We start from the raw sequence: 17,743 nt of genomic DNA, 5'->3' as shown, positions 1-17,743 counted from the left end.
CGCGCCGCGTCAGCCCGGCCGCTCCAGGCGCGTGGCCCGGCGACCGGCCTCGCGTTTCGCGTCGCAGGCCGGGCGCCCGACGGCGGGCCGTCCCCCGGCGACGGCCGCGCCGTGCCAGGTAGGCGGATCGTGCGAAGCGCGCCAGGTGGCAAGCCTCGCACATCGGCAGCGCCGCTCCACGCGGCCGGCCCTCGGGCGGGTGGCCTCGGACCACCCGCCTCAGGTCACGGTAGCGCGCTGATCGGATGCTCATTCACGCCCGGCACGCTGGAGCCCGCCCCCCGACGAATCGAGCCGACCGAAAGAGAGCGCCATCGTGGTCATCGAAGGCTTCACCTATCACCGCGTCCCCGTAGCCGACGGGGTGTCGCTCAACGCCGCCGTCGCGGGGGAGGGCAGCCCGATCGTGCTGCTGCACGGCTTCCCGCAGACGCACCTCATGTGGCGGCACGTCGCCGCCGACCTGGCCGCCGACCACACGGTCATCTGCCCCGACCTGCGAGGTTACGGCGCCAGCGACAAACCCGCCGAGACCGGACCCGGCACGTACGCCAAGCGCACCATGGCCGCCGACGTCGTGGCGCTGGCCCGCGCGTTCGGGCACGAGCGGTTCGCCCTGGCCGGGCACGACCGCGGCGCCCTGGTGGCCTTCCGGGCCGGGCTCGACCACCCGGCGGCGATCACCCATCTGGCCTGCCTGGACGTGCTGCCGACCATGGACATGTGGGACGTGATGCGCGGGGCGTCGGCGGCGGTCGGTTTCCACCTCTACCTGATGGCGCAGCCGCCCGGGCTGCCGGAGGCGATGATCGCGGCCTGCCCGGACGTGTTCTTCGGCCACTTCCTCGACGCCTGGACGGGTGACGCGCAGGCGATCCCCGCCGATGTACGGGCCGCGTACCTGGAGGCCTGCCGCGGGGCGATCCCCTCGATCGTGGCCGACTACCGCGCCTCGGCCGGCATCGACGCCGACCACGACCGGACCGACCGGGAGGCGGGCAGGCGCCTGGAGATGCCGGTGACGGTGCTGCAGCAGGACTGGGGCGCCGCCCTCGGCCACGACGCGGCGGCGTTGTGGCGGGCGTGGGCGTCGCACCTGCGGCACGTCATCGTCGGCCACGGCCACTTCATGGCCGAGGAGGCGCCCGCCGACGTCGCCAAGGCCCTGAGGGAACTGCTCGCCCGCTGAAGCCGAGGCCTGTGGGAGCTTGCTCGCCCGCTGAAGCCGAGGCTCGCGGGCTTCGTGGTCGCCGCGCTCCTCGTCCCCGCCGTCCAGGCGGCCCCTGGCCCGGACCGACTCCACCTGCTGACCGGCGCCGCTCACTCCGGGCCATAAAGCGATAGACTTCTATCGTTTTCAGGCCACGGTCGATCCCCTGAGGAGCTGGCATGAGCGAGCCTGTAACCCTGCCCCTGTACATGCGCCGGAACGCCTTCGATCCGGATCCCGAGCTCGCGGTGGCGCGCGACAAGGACGGCGTCCGGCGGGAGAAGACGCCGTTCGGCCTCGACATCTGGATGGTCAGCCGCTTCGCCGACGTCAGGGAGGTGCTCGGGGACTCCGAGCGCTTCAGCAACGCTCAGCGCAACGTCTTCCGCGCCCCCGGCATGCCGGAGGTGAGCCCCGAGGAGATCAATCGGCTGCGGGCGGGCAACCTGCTCGCCTTCGACCCTCCCGAGCACACCCGGCTGCGCCGGATGCTGACGCCCGAGTTCACCATGCGCCGGATGCGCCGCCTGGAGCCGCGCATCCGGGACATCGTCACCGAGCACCTCGACGCCATGGAGGCCGCCGGGCCGCCCGCCGACCTGGTCTCGGCCTTCGCCCTGCCGGTCCCGTCACTGGTGATCTGCGAGCTGCTCGGCGTCCCGTACGCCGACCGCGGCGACTTCCAGCACCGCACCGGGAAGATGCTCGACGTCTCGCTGCCCATGCGGGAGCGGGCCGCGGCCCAGCTCGAGTCGCGCGCCTACATGGCCGAGCTGGTCGCCCGCACCCGCGCCGAGCCGGGCGAGGACCTGCTCGGCATGCTCGTACGCGAGCACGGCGACGACCTGAGCACCGACGAGCTGGCCGGCATCGCCTCGCTGCTCCTGCTGGCCGGCCACGAGACCACCTCCAACATGCTCGGCATCGGCACTCTGGCCCTGCTGCGCCACCCCGAACAGCTGGAGCTTCTCAGGCGGGAACCGGCCCGGATCAACGCCGCTGTGGAGGAGCTGCTGCGCTGGCTGAGCATCGTCCACACGGGCACGTTCAAGGTCGCCACCGCCGACACCGAGCTGGCCGGGCAGCCGATCGCGGAGGGCGACCTGGTGATGTGCGCCCTGCCCGCGGCCAACCGCGACCCCGCCTTCATCGCCGACCCCGACCGGCTCGACATCGGCCGCGGCGACATGGGGCACGTGGCCTTCGGCCACGGCGTGCACCACTGCCTGGGCGCGCCGCTGGCCAGGATGGAGATGCAGATCGCCTTCCCCGCCCTCTTCGAGCGCTTCCCCGGCCTGCGCGAGGCCGGGGAGCCGGCCGAGTTCCGCGCCTTCAACGTGGTGTACGGGCTGCGCTCGTTCCTGGTGGCCTGGTGACCGGCTGCTAACGTGACGGATCGTGCACGAGCAGGGACAGCGGGCCGATGCGCTGCGTAACTCAGACAAGATCGTCCGAGCCGCGATCGCGGTCCTGCGCGAGAGCGGCCCGGCGCTGTCCCTCGACGAGATCGCCCGGCGCGCCGGGATCGGGATCGCGACCGTCTACCGGAGGTTCGGCGACCGGGACGGGGTGATCAGGGCCGCGTTCCAGACGTATTTCGCCGAGGAGGTCGAGCCGCTCGTCCTGGCCGCCCGCGACGCCGACGACGCCGGGAGCGCGCTGACCGAGGCGCTGGCGGCCACCGTGGACACCCTGGCCGCCCATCACGGGCTGCTGCGGGCGGCCAGGGAGTCGGGCGCGTTCACGGTCGACATCGCCGAGCGGTTCATGGGGCCGCTGAGCGCCGTGCTGGCCAGGGCGCAGCGGGAGGGGCGGGTGCGGGCGGACCTGATGGTGCGCGACCTGGCGGCGATCGTCGTGATGGCCCTGGCGACCGTGCACCCGCGCGACCCCGGGCACGCCGATCCGCGCCGCTACCTGGCCCTGCTGCTGTCCGGCCTGCGGCCGTCGCCCGACGAGCTGCCCGCCCCGGCCTGCCCGTCCGTACGCCTCCAAAAAGGTCACTGAGATTTTCCGGTCCGGGACGCAAGAACGCGGAACCGGCTCCGACTCCGTGGTGAACGGCGCCCGGCGCGGCGCCGCACGACCATCGAAGGAGACGACGTGAAATACCTGTTGATCATGCACATGAACCCGCGGATCTGGGACGCGCTGACCGAGGAGGAGCGCAACGAGGTGATGGGCGGCCACGGCGCGTTCATGGAGACCATCCAGAAGTCCGGAGAGATGATCGGCACCGTCGCGCTGGCCGACTCGTCGCAGAGCGCCGTCGTCAGGGTGCGGGGCGGCGTCCCGGCGGTGACGGACGGGCCCTACCTCGAGGCCAAGGAGTACCTCGGCGGCTACTACCTGGTGGAATGCGACAGCCGGGAACGCGCCCTGGAGCTGGCCGCGCTCATTCCGGACGCCGGCGTCGAGGGCCTCGGCGTCGAGGTGCGGCCGGTGGTCTTCGCGGGCACGGCCGACGGCTGAGCACGCGGTGAAGTTCGTGCTGAATCTCTACCTGGGCGCGGCGGCCTCGCCGGGGCAGGGGCTCGACCACGCGGAGTTCCTGGCCGCGGCCGGGCAGGCGGGGGAGCTGATCGGCGCCCACGCGTTCGCCGATCCGTCCCTCAGCGCCGTCGTACGGGTGCGGGACGGCGTGGTGACGGCGACGGAGGGCCCGTACCCGCGCACCTCTGACCACGTCGCCGTCCAGTATGTCGTCGACTGCGAGAGCCGGGAGCGCGCCGTGGGACTGGCCGCCCTGATCCCGGGCGGTCAGGCCGGCGGTGTGGAGCTGCGGCCGCTGATGGACCCGGCCGGGCTGGAGATGTGAGCACGTCCGAACGCGCCGGGGACCTGCGCCGCAGGTCCCCGGCGCGTCAGGCGTTGGGGCAGCGGGACGGGGCCGTCCCGTAGGCGTACTGGAGGAAGTCGGTCAGCATGGCGGGCCAGGAGTTCCAGTCGTGGCCGCCGGTGCCGTAGCAGTAGCGGTGGTCGACGCCCAGGCCGGTCAGGGTCTGGTCGAAGACGCTCGCGTACGAGCCGAGTATGGCCTCGTTCACCGAGAGGGCCTCGGTGTTCGCATCGGACGTGGTGCTGTAAAGGCACTCCCTGGGTGCCGGGCCGTGGCCGTCGCCGAGGATGTACTGGCCCGACGGGTCGAGCGGCAGCGACCGGCAGCCGCCCGCGTACAGGCCCAGTCTGCCGCTGAAGGGCGCGTACCTGCCCTGCGTCACGAGCACCGCCGGGTTGGCGGCGGGCCAGTCGTAATCGCCGGAGGCGCTGGTGGTGTGCGGCCCGAACAGGGTGTCCAGCCGGTAGACGAGCTGCTGCTGCTGGTCGGGCACGGGCAGCCAGCCGTCGTACTTGTTGACCCGGTACGGCCCGGGGTCCAGCACGTCGATCGCGGCCCCGGACAGCCACATCGAGTCGGAGATCGTCCGCTGGGCGGGCTTGCCGCGCAGGTCGATGCCCGGCGAGAAGGCGCCGATGACGGAGAACACGCCGGGGTGCGCGGCTGCGTACTTCAGCGTGCCGAACCCGCCCATCGACAGCCCCGCGAGGCCCCGTCCCGACCGGTTGGCGATCGTGTTGAAGTTGGCGTCGATCCACGGGATGAGCTGGGAGATGTGGTACGTCTCCCACTTCGGCGCGAAATATCCGTCCGTGCGCCCGGCCCAGTCGCTGTACCAGCCGGTCATGCCGCCGGTCGGCATCACCACGATCCCGTCGTACGGGCGGCCGGGCGTGGTGCGGATCAGCGACACGAGGTCGGTCTTGGTCGTCCACTCGTCGTAGTTGTCGCCGCCGCCGTTGATGAGGTAGAGGGAGCGGTAGCGAGTGCTCCTGGCGGGGTCGTACCCGGGAGGCAGGTAGACGCGCACGGTGATCTGGCGGGCGAGCGGGTCGATCGCGGGGGTGCCGCCGGCCGCCTGGAAGATCGCCGTCGAGGTCATGACGACGTCGCGCAGCTCGGAGCCGTCGTTCTGGGGATGTCGCTCGACCCGCACGCAGGTGATGCCATGGCCGTCCGGCTGGGGGAGCGTGGTGGAGCACGTCTCGGCGTACGCCGTCGTCGCCGGCGCGACGAGCGCCCCAGTGAACAGCAGGGCGAACAGGAGCACGACGGCTAATCGTCGCATCGCATCTCCTCTACTGGACCGTCCCGATCATGACCAGGCTTCGGCGGTCACGTCAACACCCTGCCGCATTGACAGTGAAAACAACCAAGCGCATGCTTGCCGACATGGTTGAATCCAGCCTCACCCCCCAAGGGCCGAGCCGTCGCGCCCTGCTCCGCGGAGCCGCCGTCACCGGCGGCGCGCTGGTCGCGGGCGCCGCGCTGGGCAGCGCGCCGGCCCGCGCCGAGGTCGAGTACGACGTCGTGGTGGTCGGCGCCGGAGCCGCCGGGATGACCGCGGCGCTGACGGCGGCCAAACGCGGGCTGCGCACCGTCGTGGTGGAGAAGGCCCCGACGTTCGGCGGCTCGGCCGCCCGTTCGGGCGCCGGCATCTGGATCCCGTGCAACGAGGTCATCCTCGCCGCCGGAGTCCAGGACACCCCGGCCAAGGCCGCCGCCTACCTGGCCCGCGTCGTCGGCGACACCGTGCCGATCGAGCGGCAGCGGGCCTTCCTGTCGGCCGGGCCGGCGATGATCTCGTTCGTGATGCGCAACAGCCCGCTGCGCTTCCGGTTCATGGAGGGCTACTCCGACTACTATCCGGAGTTTCCCGGCGGCATGCCGAACGGGCGCTCCATCGAGCCCGCCCAGCTCGACGGCAACATCCTCGGCGCCGAGCTGGCCCACCTGAACGGCCCGTACCTCCAGACCCCCGCGGGCCTGGTGGTCTACAGCGCCGACTACAAGTGGCTGACGCTCGCCGCCGTCAACCCCAAGGGCATCGAGGTGAGCGCCGCGTGCCTGCTGCGCGGCACCGAGGCCGCGCTGCGCGGCGAGAAACCGCTGACCATGGGCCAGTCCCTGGCCGCCGGCCTGCGCGCGGGGCTGCTCTCGGCCGGCGTGCCGGTCCTGCTGAACACCCCGCTGCTCGACCTCAAGGTCGAGTCCGGTCGCGTCACCGGCGTCGTCACCGCGGGCGGCCTGGTCAGGGCCAAGCGCGGCGTGATCGTCGGCTCGGGCGGGTTCGAGCACAGCGCGGCCATGCGCACGGAGTTCCAGCGCCAGCCCATCGGCACGAGCTGGACCGTCGGCGCCAAGGAGAACACCGGCGACGGCATCGAGGCCGGCGAACGGGTCGGGGCCGCGCTGGACCTGATGGACGACGCCTGGTGGGGCCCGGCCATCCCGCTGCCCGGCCAGCCGTACTTCTGCCTGGCCGAGCGCACCCTGCCGGGCTGCGTCCTGGTCAACGGCAACGGCGTGCGCTTCGTCAACGAGGGCGCCCCCTACAGCGACGTCGTCCACGTCATGTACGACCGCAACGGCCCGGGCCAGCCGCACATCCCCGCCTGGCTCATCGTCGACCAGAACTACCGCAACAAGTACCTGTTCCGGGACGTCGCGCCGCTGCTACCGCTGCCCGACGAATGGTTCACCAGCGGCGCCGCGTACAAGGCGTGGACGATCGAGCAGCTGGCCCAGAAGATCGGCGTCCCGCAGGCGGCGCTGCGCGGCACCATCGACCGCTTCAACGGGTTCGCCGCGACCGGCAAGGACCTCGACTTCCACCGCGGCGACAGCGCCTACGACCGCTACTACGCCGACCCGCTGGTCAAGCCGAACCCATGCCTCGCGCCGCTGTGGCTGCCGCCCTTCTACGCGTTCAAGATCGTCCCAGGGGACCTCGGCACCAAGGGCGGGATGCGCACCGACGCCCGCGCGCGCGTGCTGCGGGCCGACGGGTCGGTCATCCCCGGCCTGTACGCCGCCGGCAACGCCAGCGGAGCCGTCATGGGCCACAGCTACGCCGGCTCCGGCTCGACCATCGGACCCGCCATGACCTTCGGGTACGTGGCCGCCAACGACATCGCCGACACCCCTTAAGACGATTTGCCGTCTCCCGTCGCGGGCCAGCAGCATGGCGGGATGCACTTCTCGATCAACATTCCGAACTTCGGCGACTTCGCCGACCCCAGGACCGTCGCCTCGGTGGCCGTCGCCGCCGAACAGGCGGGCTGGGACGCGCTGTTCGTCTGGGATCACGTCGTCCACGTCAAGAGCAGGCGCCGGGCGTTCGGCGACCCCTGGATGCTGCTGACGGCGGCGGCGCTGGCGACCACCCGGATCAGGCTCGGCACCCTGGTCACCCCGGTCGCCCGGCGCCGGCCGCAGCAGCTGGCCCGCCAGGTCGCCACGCTCGACGCGCTCAGCGGCGGCCGGGTGATCTTCGGCGCGGGGCTGGGCGGGCCGATCGAGGACGAGTACGGCAGCTTCGGCGAGCCCACCGACCCGCTCGTGCTCGCCGAGCGCCTCGACGAGGGCCTGGACCTGCTCGCCCGCTACTGGAGCGGCGAGCCGGTCACCCATCACGGGCGGCACTTCCAGGCCGAGGACGTGAGCCTGCTGCCGCCGACCGTGCAGCGCCCCCGCCCGCCGGTCTGGGTCGCCGGGTTCTGGCCCAACCGCAGGCCGATGCGCCGGGCCGCCCGCTGGGACGGCGCGGTCCCGCTGTTCGGGCCGGGCTCGCACGGGTACGGCCCGCCCGTCGACCAGGTGCGGGAGCTGGCCGCGTACGTACGCGAGCAGCGCCGCGACGACGGCCCCTTCGAGCTCGTCGTCGGCGGCGTCAGCCCCACCGGCGCGGCCCGGGCACGCGACCTGCTCGGCCCGCTCGTGGACGCCGGCGCCACCTGGTGGGACGAGCGCCAGCCGATCGACGGCGCCGACCTGGACCGGCTCGCGCCCGTGCTGCGCCGGATCGAGCAGGGCCCGCCCACCGTGGGGTGAAGTGAGGAGTCTCTGCGGTCTGCCATGATTCAAACGCAGTTTGTCACCATTGCCCCCTGAGGAGTTTCCCCCTTGGACCGCAGACACTTCCTCACCCTGACTGGCGCAGCGGGCCTGGCCGCCGTGGACTTCGCCCGGCCGGCGCTGGCGGCGAGCTACCCGTTCGCCGACGCGGGCGTCCCCGATGAGCTGCATGCCAGGATGGGGGAGCTGGCGCCGTACGGCGTCACGACCGTTGCGTTCACGCCGTCCGGCGGCTGGGTGATCGTCACCCAGGACGGCCGCTATTTCGCCCGTGGCGTGCCCGACGCGTGTTTCGCCGAGCTCGGGAAGCTGGTCAAATCGGGGGCGAAGATCCACTGCGTGGCCTTCCCGCCGGCGGGCGGCGATCGCTGGGTGATCACGAGTGACAAGGGGATGACGGCGCGCGGGCTGCCCGAGGCGTGTCACCAGCGCGTCAGCGACTCCTACACCGCCGGTCGGCAGGTCGTGGACGTCGCGTTCCCGCCGGCCGGCGGCGATCGCTGGGTGGTGGCCGACACGGCGGGCTTCTACGCCCGGGGCGTCGACGACGAGTGCTACCAGATGATGCGCAACCTGACGCAGGGCGGGCGCCGCGTGACCCGCGTCGCCTTCCCCAAGGGCGGCGGGTGGGTGGTCGTCGCGCAGGACGAGTTCCACGCGCGCGCCATCGACGACGCCTGCTTCAAGAAGCTGAACGAGCTGGCCGCCGGCGGCTGGCAGCTGCACAACCTCGCCTTCTCCGCGGCCGGCGGCTGGGTGGTGAGCACGCGCGGCAAGGTGCCGGCGCTGCCCGCCGACCGGGTGCGGCAGGTCGAGAACGCGGTGGGCGGCGCGACCGTCTGGCAGCGGATGAACGCCTGGAAGACGCCCGGGGTGGCCGTCGCGGTGGTGGTCGGCAACAAGATCGCCTGGTCCACCGGGTACGGCTGGCTGGAGGCCGGCAGCGGCGCCGCCGCGCACCCCGAGACCGCCTTCCAGGCCGCCTCCATCAGCAAGGCCGTGGCCGCGGTCGGCGTCATGCGCCTGACGCAGACGCTCAAGCAGCCCCTGACCGGCGACATCCGGCCCCACCTGGGCTGGACCCTGCCGCGGCGCTCCTGCGTCACCTCGACCGCGGTGCCGACCATCGACCGCGTGCTCACGCACCGGGCCGGCGTCATCGGCCGCGGCTCCACCTCCCCGGCCGACGCCTGCTCCGGCTTCGCCACCGGCGGCGGCGGCTTCGCCGGCTACGGCCCCGGCGCGAGCGTGCCCTCGCTGCTGCAGGTCATGAACGGCGAGGGCAACTCGCCGAAGATCGAGCTCACCACCGCCCCGGGGGCCGAGTTCCACTACTCCGGCGCCGGGTTCGTGCTGCTGCAGCGGATGGTGGAGCAGAAGAGCGGCCTGTCGCTGGCGTCGTACATGGACAAGGAGGTCTTCGGGCCGCTCGGGATGAAGAACAGCTCCTACGCGCTGTCGCCGGGCTTCGAGCTGGCCGCCGGCCACACCGCCACCGGCACGGTGATCTCCGGCAAGCGCAACCGCTACCCGGAGTCGGCCGCCGCCGGCCTCTACACGAACGTCCTCGACCTGTGCCGCATGGTGTGCTACCTCAACAAGGCGTGGACCGCCCCCGGCGACATCGCCGGGCCGCTCACCAGGGCCTCGGTCCGCACCCTGCTCACCGCGGGCCCCGAGCCCACCATGGGGCGGGGCTTCTTCGTCGCCGGCTCCGGGACGAAGAACTTCTCCTACACCCACGACGGCTCCAACTACGGCTTCAAGTCCGTGTTCAAGGGCTATCCGGAGCTCGGCGCCGGATACGCGATCCTGGCCAACGGCAGCAACATGAGCCTGGTCAACGAGATCGCCGCCGCCGTCCGCTCGGTCTACGGCTGGGCCTGACGCGCGCGGCCCCCTATGCGCAGGCCGGCGTCTGCTTGAGCAGGAAGATCTCGATCCGGAGCGAGTCGTCCGCCGGCAGGGCCATGGCCCGTGCCTGCGGGCTCGTGGCCCAGCAGGCGGGCAGCAGGAAGTACTGCCCGTTCGAATGGATCAGCAGGCGCAGGCCGGTGTACTTGTAGCGGAACATCGCGTTGGGGTCCGGCAGGGCGGTCTCGGTGATGCCGGGGCCCTCCAGGTAGAGGCGCCGCGGCGCGTAGATCACCGTGGCCGGCAGCTTTCCCAGGCCCGCCCAGTAGTCGTCGGCCTCCTGCTTCCCCTGCAGCTTCGCGAAGTCGGCGACCGACCACAACAGCGGGACCACGAGGAACGCCACGAAGACCGTGCGCCAGGCGACCTGGCTCGTGCGGGGGAGCGTGTGCCGTGGGTTGAGCCTGACGTACAGGCAGGCGGTGTAGGCCAGTACGAAGGCGCCGAGGCCCAGGCAGAGCGGCGTGGCGACGGGCGGCGTTCCGACGAGGCCCGCCATCCCCAGGACGCCCCATGTGGCGGTGGCGGCTCCGATCACGCCCGTCACCGCGACCGTCCACGTCGTGGCGGTGCGATGGCCGGTGACGGACCGGATCAGCCACGCGTGCGCCGGGACGGCGATCACGGCCGCCGACAGGAGGATGATGAGCGGCTCGACGGTCAGCGGGACGCTGCGCAGCACGTAGTCCTGGATGGACAGGCCCAGCATGCTCTGGTCCACGCCGAGGCGCCCGTACAGGGTGTTCGTGCGCACCGCGCCGAAATACATCAGGATCGCCGCCACCACCGTGGTCGGCGTCACGACCTGGGCGAGGACGCCCCACACGCGAGCGAGGTCCTTGCCGCCCTCACCAGGGGAGGTGTTCATGAGGGCTTACGACTCGTCCGGCGTGGGGCCGCCGTCACCGGTGGCCGGCGGTCCTTCGCCGGGTGACTCGGTGGTGGTCTCCTCCGTCGGCGTGGTGCCGGACTCCTCGGGATGCGAGGTCACCGGCGTCTCCGGCTCGCCCGGCGGGGAGCCGGTCGCGGTGGCCGGGGGCGCGACGGTCGCGCACTGCGGGAGGGCCGCCGGGTCGGACGCCGCAGCGCACGCGTCCCTGACGTAATCAGCCGGCTTGAGCCCGAGCTCCGTGAGCTGGGCCAGCGCCTTCTGGACCCTCTCGTCGTCGCCCACGGCCGCGGCGCTGACCAGCTCGGTGTGGTAGAGAAGCTCCTGGAATTTCAGCCGCAGACCGGGAGAGATGCTTCTGGTGTCCGTCTGGTCCACGATGTCGAGCGCCTTGTGGGGCCTGCCCGCGTTCGCGTTGGCCGCCGCCTGGCAGACCCGCGCGATGGCCCTCTCCCCGGGTGTGCTGTCGCCGGAGGACGCCACCCGGCCCATCTGCTCGGCCGCGGACTCGAAGTCGCCCTTTCCCAGCGTGGCCTGGCAGTCCACGCCCACTTGAGCCTCGGCCTCGGGAACGTCCCCGCTGCCTTGGGTCGGGCCGAGCCTGCTGTCCGGCGTGATGACCGCCCGGGACGTTCGCGGACCGGGCCCCGCCTGGCCGGGGCCGGACTCGCCCGAACCGCCGCCGCACCCGCCGGCCAGCACCGTAGCGGCCGCGAGCCCCGCCACCAAGGCCCTGTTCACCGGCGTCCCCCCGATCCCTTGCTGGGGTCGTGATACCGCGCGGGGACGCGCCCCATTCCCGACCTGGCGAACTCTTGCCCGCGCCGCTGGGGTCCGTTGCCCCGTTGCCCGGACACCGGACAACCCCTTCCTCGCTCCTTCCGACGTGCTGAAACATCGCCGTGGCGGGCCGCTCGGCCCGCCTTCGGGACACGGGGAGAGGACACCTCATGAACGGCTTCAGGAAGCGCTGGACCATCACCGCGTCACCTCCGCGGCGGGACGCGGTCTTCCCGAACCAGGCTGGTCATGCGCCATCCTTCACTGCTGGCCAGGCAACTGGCCAGCCGGATGCGCCTGGAGCGGGAGCTGGGCGAGGCGGTGACCGGGCGCGAGCAGGCCGGGGGCGTCGGCCCCGCGGTGATCGCCGCCGCCTTCCCGGTCGCGATGGCATCGCCACGCAGAAGTGGCTCGACGACGAGACCGGGACGCTGCGGGAGGTCACGGAGGAGGTGCTGGACCAGATGGCCCAGCCGTTCGCCTGACGCCCGGCCCGGAAGGGGAGGCCCTCGTCTAGCCAGCTAACTCACTAGTACGTACATTAGGAGGCGTCCACCCCGCCTGTCCCATCCTCCGGAGAGGAAGAACTGATGGCCTCGTTCCTGACCGGGCTGGTCGGCTCGGGCATCGGCCCCTCGCTCAGCCCGCCGCTGCACGAGCGGGAGGCCGTCCACCACGGGCTGCACTACGTCTACCGGCTGCTCGACACGGACGTGCTCGGGCTCGACGTGGGGGAGCTGGTACGCACCGCGCGCCGCTTCGGCTACGACGGGCTCAACATCACCCACCCGTGCAAGCAGAGCGTCATCCCGCACCTGGACGACCTGTCGCAGGACGCCCGCATGCTCGGCGCCGTCAATACCGTCGTGTTCGACGGCGAGCGCGCCATCGGGCACAACACGGACTGGACGGGGTTCGCCGAGTCGTTCGCCCGCGGCCTGCCCGACGCGCCCACCCGCCGGATCGTGCAGCTCGGCGCGGGCGGCGCCGGGGCGGCGGTCGGGCACGCGCTGCTCACCCTGGGCGCCGACCGGGTCACCCTCGTCGACGCCGACCCCGGCCGGGCGGTGCGGCTGGCGGCGGAGCTGGGCTCCCGGTTCGGCGCCGGCCGGGCCCGCGCCGCCACCCAAGACGAGCTTCCCGCGCTGCTCGCCGAAGCGGACGGGCTGGCGCACGCCACGCCCACCGGCATGGCGCACCACCCGGGGCTGCCGCTGCCCGCGGCGCTGCTGCGTCCCGGCCTGTGGGTGGCCGACATCGTCTACCGGCCGCTGGAGACGGAGCTGCTCAAGCAGGCCCGGGCGGCGGGCTGCCGGACGCTGGACGGCGGCGGCATGGTCGTCTTCCAGGCCGCGCACGCCTTCCGCCTGTTCACCGGCCGCGAGCCCGACACCGAGCGCATGCTCGCCCACCTGACCGACCTGGTGACCGTCTGAGGAGAAACCCATGCGCAAGTCCATCGCCACCGTGTCGGTGAGCGGCACGCTGACCGAGAAGCTGGACGCCATCGCCGCCGCCGGGTTCGACGGCGTGGAGATCTTCGAGAACGACCTGCTCGTCTGCCCGCTGCCGCCCGAGGAGATCCGGGCCCGCGCCGCGGACCTGGGGCTCTCCATCGACCTCTACCAGCCGTTCCGCGACTTCGAGGCCGTGCCCGCCGACCTGCTGGCCCGCAACCTGCGCCGCGCCGAGCACAAGTTCCGGACCATGGAACGCCTGGGCGCGGACCTGCTGCTGGTGTGCTCCAACGTCTCGCCCGAGGCGATCGGGGACGACGAGCTGGCCGCCTCCCAGCTGCGGCTGCTCGCCGAACGGGCCGCCGAGCACGGGATCCGCATCGCGTACGAGGCGCTGGCCTGGGGCCGGCACGTCAACGAGTATCTGCACGCCTGGCGCCTGGTGCGCATGGCCGACCACCCGAACCTGGGCACCTGCCTGGACAGCTTCCACATCCTCTCGCGCGGCTCCGACCCGATCGGCATCGAGGCGATCCCCGGCGAGAAGATCTTCTTCCTCCAGCTCGCCGACGCGCCGCTGCTGGCCATGGACGTGCTGCAGTGGAGCCGCCACTACCGCTGCTTCCCCGGCCAGGGCAACTTCGACGTGGCCGGGCTGGTCCGGCACGTCCTCGACGCCGGATACACCGGCCCGCTCTCGCTGGAGGTGTTCAACGACCACTTCCGCCAGGCCGGCACCGCCCGCACGGCCCGCGACGGCATGCGCTCGCTCCTCGCCCTGGAGGACAGCCTGTACGGGGCCGCCCATCCGGCCGTCCCCACCGGGTTCGCCTTCGCAGAACTGGCCGATCCCGAGGCGCTGGGCGGGATGCTGACCGCGCTCGGCTTCCAACGTACCGGGACGCATCCCACCAAACCCGTCGAGCTGTGGGAGCAGGGCGGGGCGCGGCTGCTGCTCAACGCCACGGAGAGCCCCGGTGGGGACCCCGCGCTGGTCGCCATCGGGCTGGACAGCCCCGACCCCGGCGCGGCGGTCAAGCACGCCGAATCGCTGCTGTCGCCGGTGCTGCCGCGCGAGCGCGCGCCCAGGGAGGCGCGCCTGGACGCCGTCGCCGCCCCCGACGGGACCCAGATCTTCTTCTGCGGCACGGACTGGCTCGACGACTTCGGCCCCTCGGGGCCCGTCGCCGGGGAGATCACCCGCATCGACCACGTGGCCCTCACCCAGCCGTTCCACTACTTCGACGAGGCCGAGCTGTTCTACCGCACCGTGCTCGGCCTCCGGCCGCAGGAGAGCCTGGAGCTGCCCGACCCGTACGGCCTGCTGCGCAGCAAGGCGATGTCGGCCGCCGAGGGCGCGGTCCGGATGGTCATCAACCTGGCCCAGGTCGGCGCCAGGGACCTGCCGTGGCAGCACGTCGCGCTCGCCTGCGACGACGTCGTGGCCGTGGCCCGGCGCCTGCGGGCCGAGCACCCGGAGCTGCTGCTGCCCATCCCCGCCAACTACTACGACGACCTGGAGGCCCGCCACGACAACGTCGACCCCGAGCTTCGGGAGCTGGGCCTGCTGTACGACCGGGACGCCCATGGCGAGTTCCTGCACCTGTACACCGTCACCGTGGGTCGCGTCTTCTTCGAGCTCGTCCAGCGCACGGGCGACTACCAGGGGTACGGGGCCGGGAACGCCCCGATCCGGCTCTCCGTGCAGCACGCCGGACCTCACTAAGATGACCGAATGACCACGCAACCCGTCGCCTCCGAACGCCAGCGGGACGCCGAGCGCACCAAGGCGGAGATCCTCAAGGTCGCTCAGCAGGAGTTCGCCCGGCACGGGTACGCGGGCGCGCGCGTGGACGAGATCGCCGAGCGGATGCGCACGACCAAGCGCATGATCTACTACTACTTCGGCAGCAAGGAGCGCCTCTACATCGCGGTCCTGGAGAAGGCCTACACCGAGGTCCGGGCGATGGAGCGGACGATCGACGTCGAGCACCTGGCCCCGGTGGAGGCGATCCGCACCCTGGCGGAGCTGACCTTCGACCACCACGACCTGCACCGCGACTTCATCAAGCTCGTCGCCATCGAGAACGTCCACCAGGCCGAGCACATCCGCAAGTCCGAGGTGCTGGCCAACCTCGGCACGCCGGTGCTCGACGTCATCTCGCGCATCCTGGACGCGGGGCAGGCCTCGGGCGAGTTCGTGACCGACGCCGACGCGATCGACGTGCACATGATGATCAGCTCGTTCTGCTTCTTCCGGGTGGCCAACCAGCACACGTTCGGGGCGCTGTTCGGGCGCGACATGACGGCGCCGGAGCACCGCGACCGGCTGCGCCGGATGGTGGGCGAGATGGTCGTCGCCTACCTGCGCGGGCAGCACTGAGAACCGACACCCAGGTAACCGATTGGCAACACCCTTGTAATGTACGAACCGGTGAGTTAGTTTCCTGCCACTGCGCTATGCCATTCCCCCCGTGAGGAGCATAATCGTGACGGTGCAGGGCAAACCTCGCAAAGCGGCTATAGCTGCCTGGATCGGTAGTGCCTTGGAGTACTACGACTTCTTCATCTACGGCACCGCGGCCGCGCTGGTCTTCAGCAAGATCTTCTTTCCGTCCAGCTCTCCCGCCACGGGTACGCTCCTGGCCCTGGCCACCTTCGGCGTCGGCTACCTGGCCAGGCCGGTCGGCGCGTTCGTGCTGGGGCACGTGGGCGACAAGTTCGGCCGCAAGAAGGTCCTGGTCACCACGCTGGTCATGATGGGCGTCTCGACGTTCCTGGTGGGCTGCCTGCCCACCTACGACCAGGTCGGCGTACTCGCCCCGGTCCTGCTCGTGGCGCTGCGCCTGCTGCAGGGCTTCTCCGTGTCCGGCGAGCAGGCCGGCGCCAACTCGATGACGCTCGAACACGCGCCCGAGACCCGCCGGGCCTACTACACCAGCTTCACGCTCAACGGCACCCAGGCCGGGCAGATCATCGCCACCGCGATCTTCCTGCCGATCGCCGCGCTGCCCGAGGACCAGCTGCTGAGCTGGGGCTGGCGGGTGCCGTTCTGGCTGAGCATCGTGGTGGCCGCGGTCGGGCTGGTCATCCGCCGCACGCTGGAGGAGACGCCCGCCTTCGAGCAGGAGGTCGCCACCGACAACGTGGCCAAGATGCCGCTGGCCGTGCTCTTCCGCGAGCAGTGGCGGGACGTGCTGCGCGTGGTCGTGGCCGCGGTCATCGCCTCGGTGAGCACGATCTTCACCGTCCACGCCCTGTCGTACGCCGTCAACACCATGCACCTGGAACGCGGGCCCATGCTGTGGGTGGGCGTGCTGGCCAACGTCGCCGCGGTGATCACGATCCCGCTGTGGGGGCGGCTGTCGGACCGGATCGGCCGCAAGCCCGTCTTCATCGGCGGCTCGCTGGGCTGCGCGGTGCTGATGTTCGCCTACCTGTGGTCGATCTCCACCGGCGGCTACGCCCTGATCTTCGTCGTGGGCATCCTGATGTTCGGCGTCGTGCACAGCGCCACCAGCGGCGTCTGGCCGTCGTTCTACGGCGAGATGTTCACCACCAGGGTCCGCCTGTCGGGCATGGCGATCGGCACCCAGATCGGCTTCGCGATCGCCGGCTTCGCGCCGACCGTGGCCACGGCGCTGGCGGGCACCGGCCCGGACAGCTGGCTGGGCGTGTCGATCATCACCGCCGTCCTGTGCCTGGTCAACGTGGCCGCCGTGGCCACCGCCCGGGAGACCTACCGCGTCCCCACCGAGCGGCTCGGGCTCAAGGAACCGGTGCGCGTGTGACCGGCTTCCGCGTGTACGCCCTGCGCTACGCCGAGCGCGACGCCCGGCGTGGCGAGCACTTCCACGGCTACGACACCCGGGGAGCCGAGCCGCACCCCACCGCCTACTACGTCTGGCTGGCCGTCAACGACGAGCACACGGTCGTCATCGACACCGGCATCGGCCGGGCGCGCGCCGAGCTGGCCCCGGGGCTGCGCTACCTGGCCTCGCCGGTGGAGGCGCTGGCCCGGCTGGACGTGGCGGCGGACGCCGTCGATCACGTGGTGCTGACCCACCTGCACTACGACCACACCGGCACCGCCAGCGAGTTCACCTCGGCCCGCTACGTCCTGCAGCAGGCCGAACTGGACTACTGGACGGGGCCCTGGGCCGAGCGCGTCGCGGGGGAGCGCTGGCTGCTGAACGACGACGACCTCGCCCACCTCCAGGCCGCCCGCCGGGACGGGCGGGTGTCCCTGCCCGACGGCGACGCGACCGTGGTACCCGGCCTGAGCGTGCACCTGGTGGGCGGGCACACCGCGGGCATGCAGGTGGTACGCGTGCGCACGGCCCGCGGGCACGTCGTGCTGGCCTCCGACGCGAGCCACTTCTACGAGAACATCGAGGGCGACCGGCCGTTCCCGATCCTGCACAGCATGACCGGGATGTACGGCGCCTTCGACCGGATCAAGGAGCTGGCCGACGGGCCCCACCTGGTGGTCGCCGGTCACGACCCGGAGGTGCTCAAGCGCTTCCCCCTGCTGGAGCCGGACATCGCGGAGATCGCCGGCTGACGCGCCCCCCGGC

The 17,743-nt window shown here is 72.0% G+C and carries 16 protein-coding genes; 13 read left to right on the top strand and 3 right to left on the bottom strand.

Features of this window, described 5'->3' with window-relative positions:
- Nucleotides 1–316 precede the first annotated feature (316 nt).
- The 5 genes from ACFKCF_RS25465 to ACFKCF_RS25445 all read left to right on the top strand — a co-directional run bounded on the left by ACFKCF_RS25465 (nt 317) and on the right by ACFKCF_RS25445 (nt 4,028).
- Entirely contained in the window at nt 317–1,189 is an 873-nt protein-coding gene (locus ACFKCF_RS25465; RefSeq protein ID WP_394497314.1) for an alpha/beta fold hydrolase, read from the top strand.
- Nucleotides 1,190–1,389: 200 nt separating this feature from the next.
- The gene (locus ACFKCF_RS25460) at nt 1,390–2,586 is read left to right on the top strand and encodes a cytochrome P450 (protein WP_394497312.1); all 1,197 of its coding nucleotides are present in this window, start codon (nt 1,390–1,392) and stop codon (nt 2,584–2,586) included.
- Between the two features lie 22 nt (nt 2,587–2,608).
- Complete coding sequence (locus ACFKCF_RS25455; RefSeq protein WP_394497310.1) at nt 2,609–3,217, top strand: TetR/AcrR family transcriptional regulator; 609 nt, start codon at nt 2,609–2,611, stop codon at nt 3,215–3,217.
- A gap of 96 nt (nt 3,218–3,313) precedes the next feature.
- Nucleotides 3,314–3,682 carry a YciI family protein gene (locus ACFKCF_RS25450; protein WP_394497309.1) on the top strand — a complete coding sequence of 123 codons (369 nt, stop codon included), beginning with the start codon at nt 3,314–3,316 and terminating at the stop codon, nt 3,680–3,682.
- 7 nt (nt 3,683–3,689) lie between these two features.
- On the top strand, nt 3,690–4,028 hold the full coding sequence (locus tag ACFKCF_RS25445) for a YciI family protein (RefSeq protein WP_394497307.1): 339 nt from the start codon (nt 3,690–3,692) through the stop codon (nt 4,026–4,028).
- 46 nt (nt 4,029–4,074) lie between these two features.
- Here ACFKCF_RS25445 and ACFKCF_RS25440 read toward each other — a convergent pair whose 3' ends face one another.
- A complete protein-coding gene (locus ACFKCF_RS25440) occupies nt 4,075–5,337 on the bottom strand; it encodes an alpha/beta hydrolase (RefSeq protein ID WP_394497305.1) in 1,263 nt (420 codons plus the stop codon).
- A 104-nt stretch (nt 5,338–5,441) separates the two neighbouring features.
- Between ACFKCF_RS25440 and kstD the strand changes: the two genes are divergently transcribed.
- From kstD to ACFKCF_RS25425, 3 genes are all read left to right on the top strand, one after another.
- Nucleotides 5,442–7,199: a 3-oxosteroid 1-dehydrogenase gene (gene kstD, locus ACFKCF_RS25435; RefSeq protein WP_394497303.1), complete on the top strand. Its 1,758-nt coding sequence runs from the start codon at nt 5,442–5,444 to the stop codon at nt 7,197–7,199.
- A gap of 42 nt (nt 7,200–7,241) precedes the next feature.
- On the top strand, nt 7,242–8,102 hold the full coding sequence (locus ACFKCF_RS25430; RefSeq protein WP_394497301.1) for an LLM class flavin-dependent oxidoreductase: 861 nt from the start codon (nt 7,242–7,244) through the stop codon (nt 8,100–8,102).
- Nucleotides 8,103–8,174: 72 nt separating this feature from the next.
- Complete coding sequence (locus tag ACFKCF_RS25425; RefSeq protein ID WP_394497300.1) at nt 8,175–10,013, top strand: serine hydrolase; 1,839 nt, start codon at nt 8,175–8,177, stop codon at nt 10,011–10,013.
- 13 nt (nt 10,014–10,026) lie between these two features.
- On the opposite strand, the gene ACFKCF_RS25420 is transcribed toward ACFKCF_RS25425, so the two are convergent.
- The gene (locus ACFKCF_RS25420) at nt 10,027–10,908 is read right to left on the bottom strand and encodes a hypothetical protein (protein WP_394497299.1); all 882 of its coding nucleotides are present in this window, start codon (nt 10,906–10,908) and stop codon (nt 10,027–10,029) included.
- 6 nt (nt 10,909–10,914) lie between these two features.
- Nucleotides 10,915–11,670 carry a hypothetical protein gene (locus ACFKCF_RS25415; protein ID WP_394497297.1) on the bottom strand — a complete coding sequence of 252 codons (756 nt, stop codon included), beginning with the start codon at nt 11,668–11,670 and terminating at the stop codon, nt 10,915–10,917.
- 629 nt (nt 11,671–12,299) lie between these two features.
- Here ACFKCF_RS25415 and ACFKCF_RS25410 point away from each other — a divergent pair.
- The 5 genes from ACFKCF_RS25410 to ACFKCF_RS25390 all read left to right on the top strand — a co-directional run bounded on the left by ACFKCF_RS25410 (nt 12,300) and on the right by ACFKCF_RS25390 (nt 17,730).
- Nucleotides 12,300–13,145 (top strand): shikimate dehydrogenase, encoded by an 846-nt coding sequence (locus ACFKCF_RS25410; protein ID WP_394497295.1) that lies wholly within the window; start codon nt 12,300–12,302, stop codon nt 13,143–13,145.
- A 10-nt stretch (nt 13,146–13,155) separates the two neighbouring features.
- Nucleotides 13,156–14,892: a bifunctional sugar phosphate isomerase/epimerase/4-hydroxyphenylpyruvate dioxygenase family protein gene (locus ACFKCF_RS25405; protein ID WP_394497293.1), complete on the top strand. Its 1,737-nt coding sequence runs from the start codon at nt 13,156–13,158 to the stop codon at nt 14,890–14,892.
- Between the two features lie 9 nt (nt 14,893–14,901).
- Entirely contained in the window at nt 14,902–15,549 is a 648-nt protein-coding gene (locus ACFKCF_RS25400) for a TetR family transcriptional regulator (RefSeq protein ID WP_394497291.1), read from the top strand.
- A 91-nt stretch (nt 15,550–15,640) separates the two neighbouring features.
- Entirely contained in the window at nt 15,641–16,957 is a 1,317-nt protein-coding gene (locus tag ACFKCF_RS25395; RefSeq protein ID WP_394497289.1) for an MFS transporter, read from the top strand.
- A complete protein-coding gene (locus ACFKCF_RS25390; protein ID WP_394497287.1) occupies nt 16,954–17,730 on the top strand; it encodes an N-acyl homoserine lactonase family protein in 777 nt (258 codons plus the stop codon). The genes ACFKCF_RS25395 and ACFKCF_RS25390 overlap by 4 nt, the downstream gene beginning before the upstream one ends.
- The last annotated feature ends 13 nt before the right edge of the window (nt 17,731–17,743 follow it).

The organism is Nonomuraea sp. JJY05, assembly GCF_043496855.1.
GTDB lineage: Bacteria > Actinomycetota > Actinomycetes > Streptosporangiales > Streptosporangiaceae > Nonomuraea.
Note: the sequence above shows the minus strand (reverse complement) of the source record. Positions and strands in the feature narration are given on the sequence as shown.

Excerpts from the sequence above, each read along its gene's own strand:
- ACFKCF_RS25430 (WP_394497301.1), top strand. The coding sequence starts at position 7,242 with ATGCACTTCTCGATCAACATTCCGAACTTCGGCGACTTCGCCGACCCC.
- ACFKCF_RS25460 (WP_394497312.1), top strand. The coding sequence starts at position 1,390 with ATGAGCGAGCCTGTAACCCTGCCCCTGTACATGCGCCGGAACGCCTTC.
- ACFKCF_RS25405 (WP_394497293.1), top strand. The coding sequence starts at position 13,156 with ATGCGCAAGTCCATCGCCACCGTGTCGGTGAGCGGCACGCTGACCGAG.
- ACFKCF_RS25410 (WP_394497295.1), top strand. The coding sequence starts at position 12,300 with ATGGCCTCGTTCCTGACCGGGCTGGTCGGCTCGGGCATCGGCCCCTCG.
- ACFKCF_RS25440 (WP_394497305.1), bottom strand. The coding sequence starts at position 5,337 with ATGCGACGATTAGCCGTCGTGCTCCTGTTCGCCCTGCTGTTCACTGGG.
- ACFKCF_RS25420 (WP_394497299.1), bottom strand. The coding sequence starts at position 10,908 with ATGAACACCTCCCCTGGTGAGGGCGGCAAGGACCTCGCTCGCGTGTGG.
- ACFKCF_RS25400 (WP_394497291.1), top strand. The coding sequence starts at position 14,902 with ATGACCACGCAACCCGTCGCCTCCGAACGCCAGCGGGACGCCGAGCGC.
- kstD (WP_394497303.1), top strand. The coding sequence starts at position 5,442 with ATGGTTGAATCCAGCCTCACCCCCCAAGGGCCGAGCCGTCGCGCCCTG.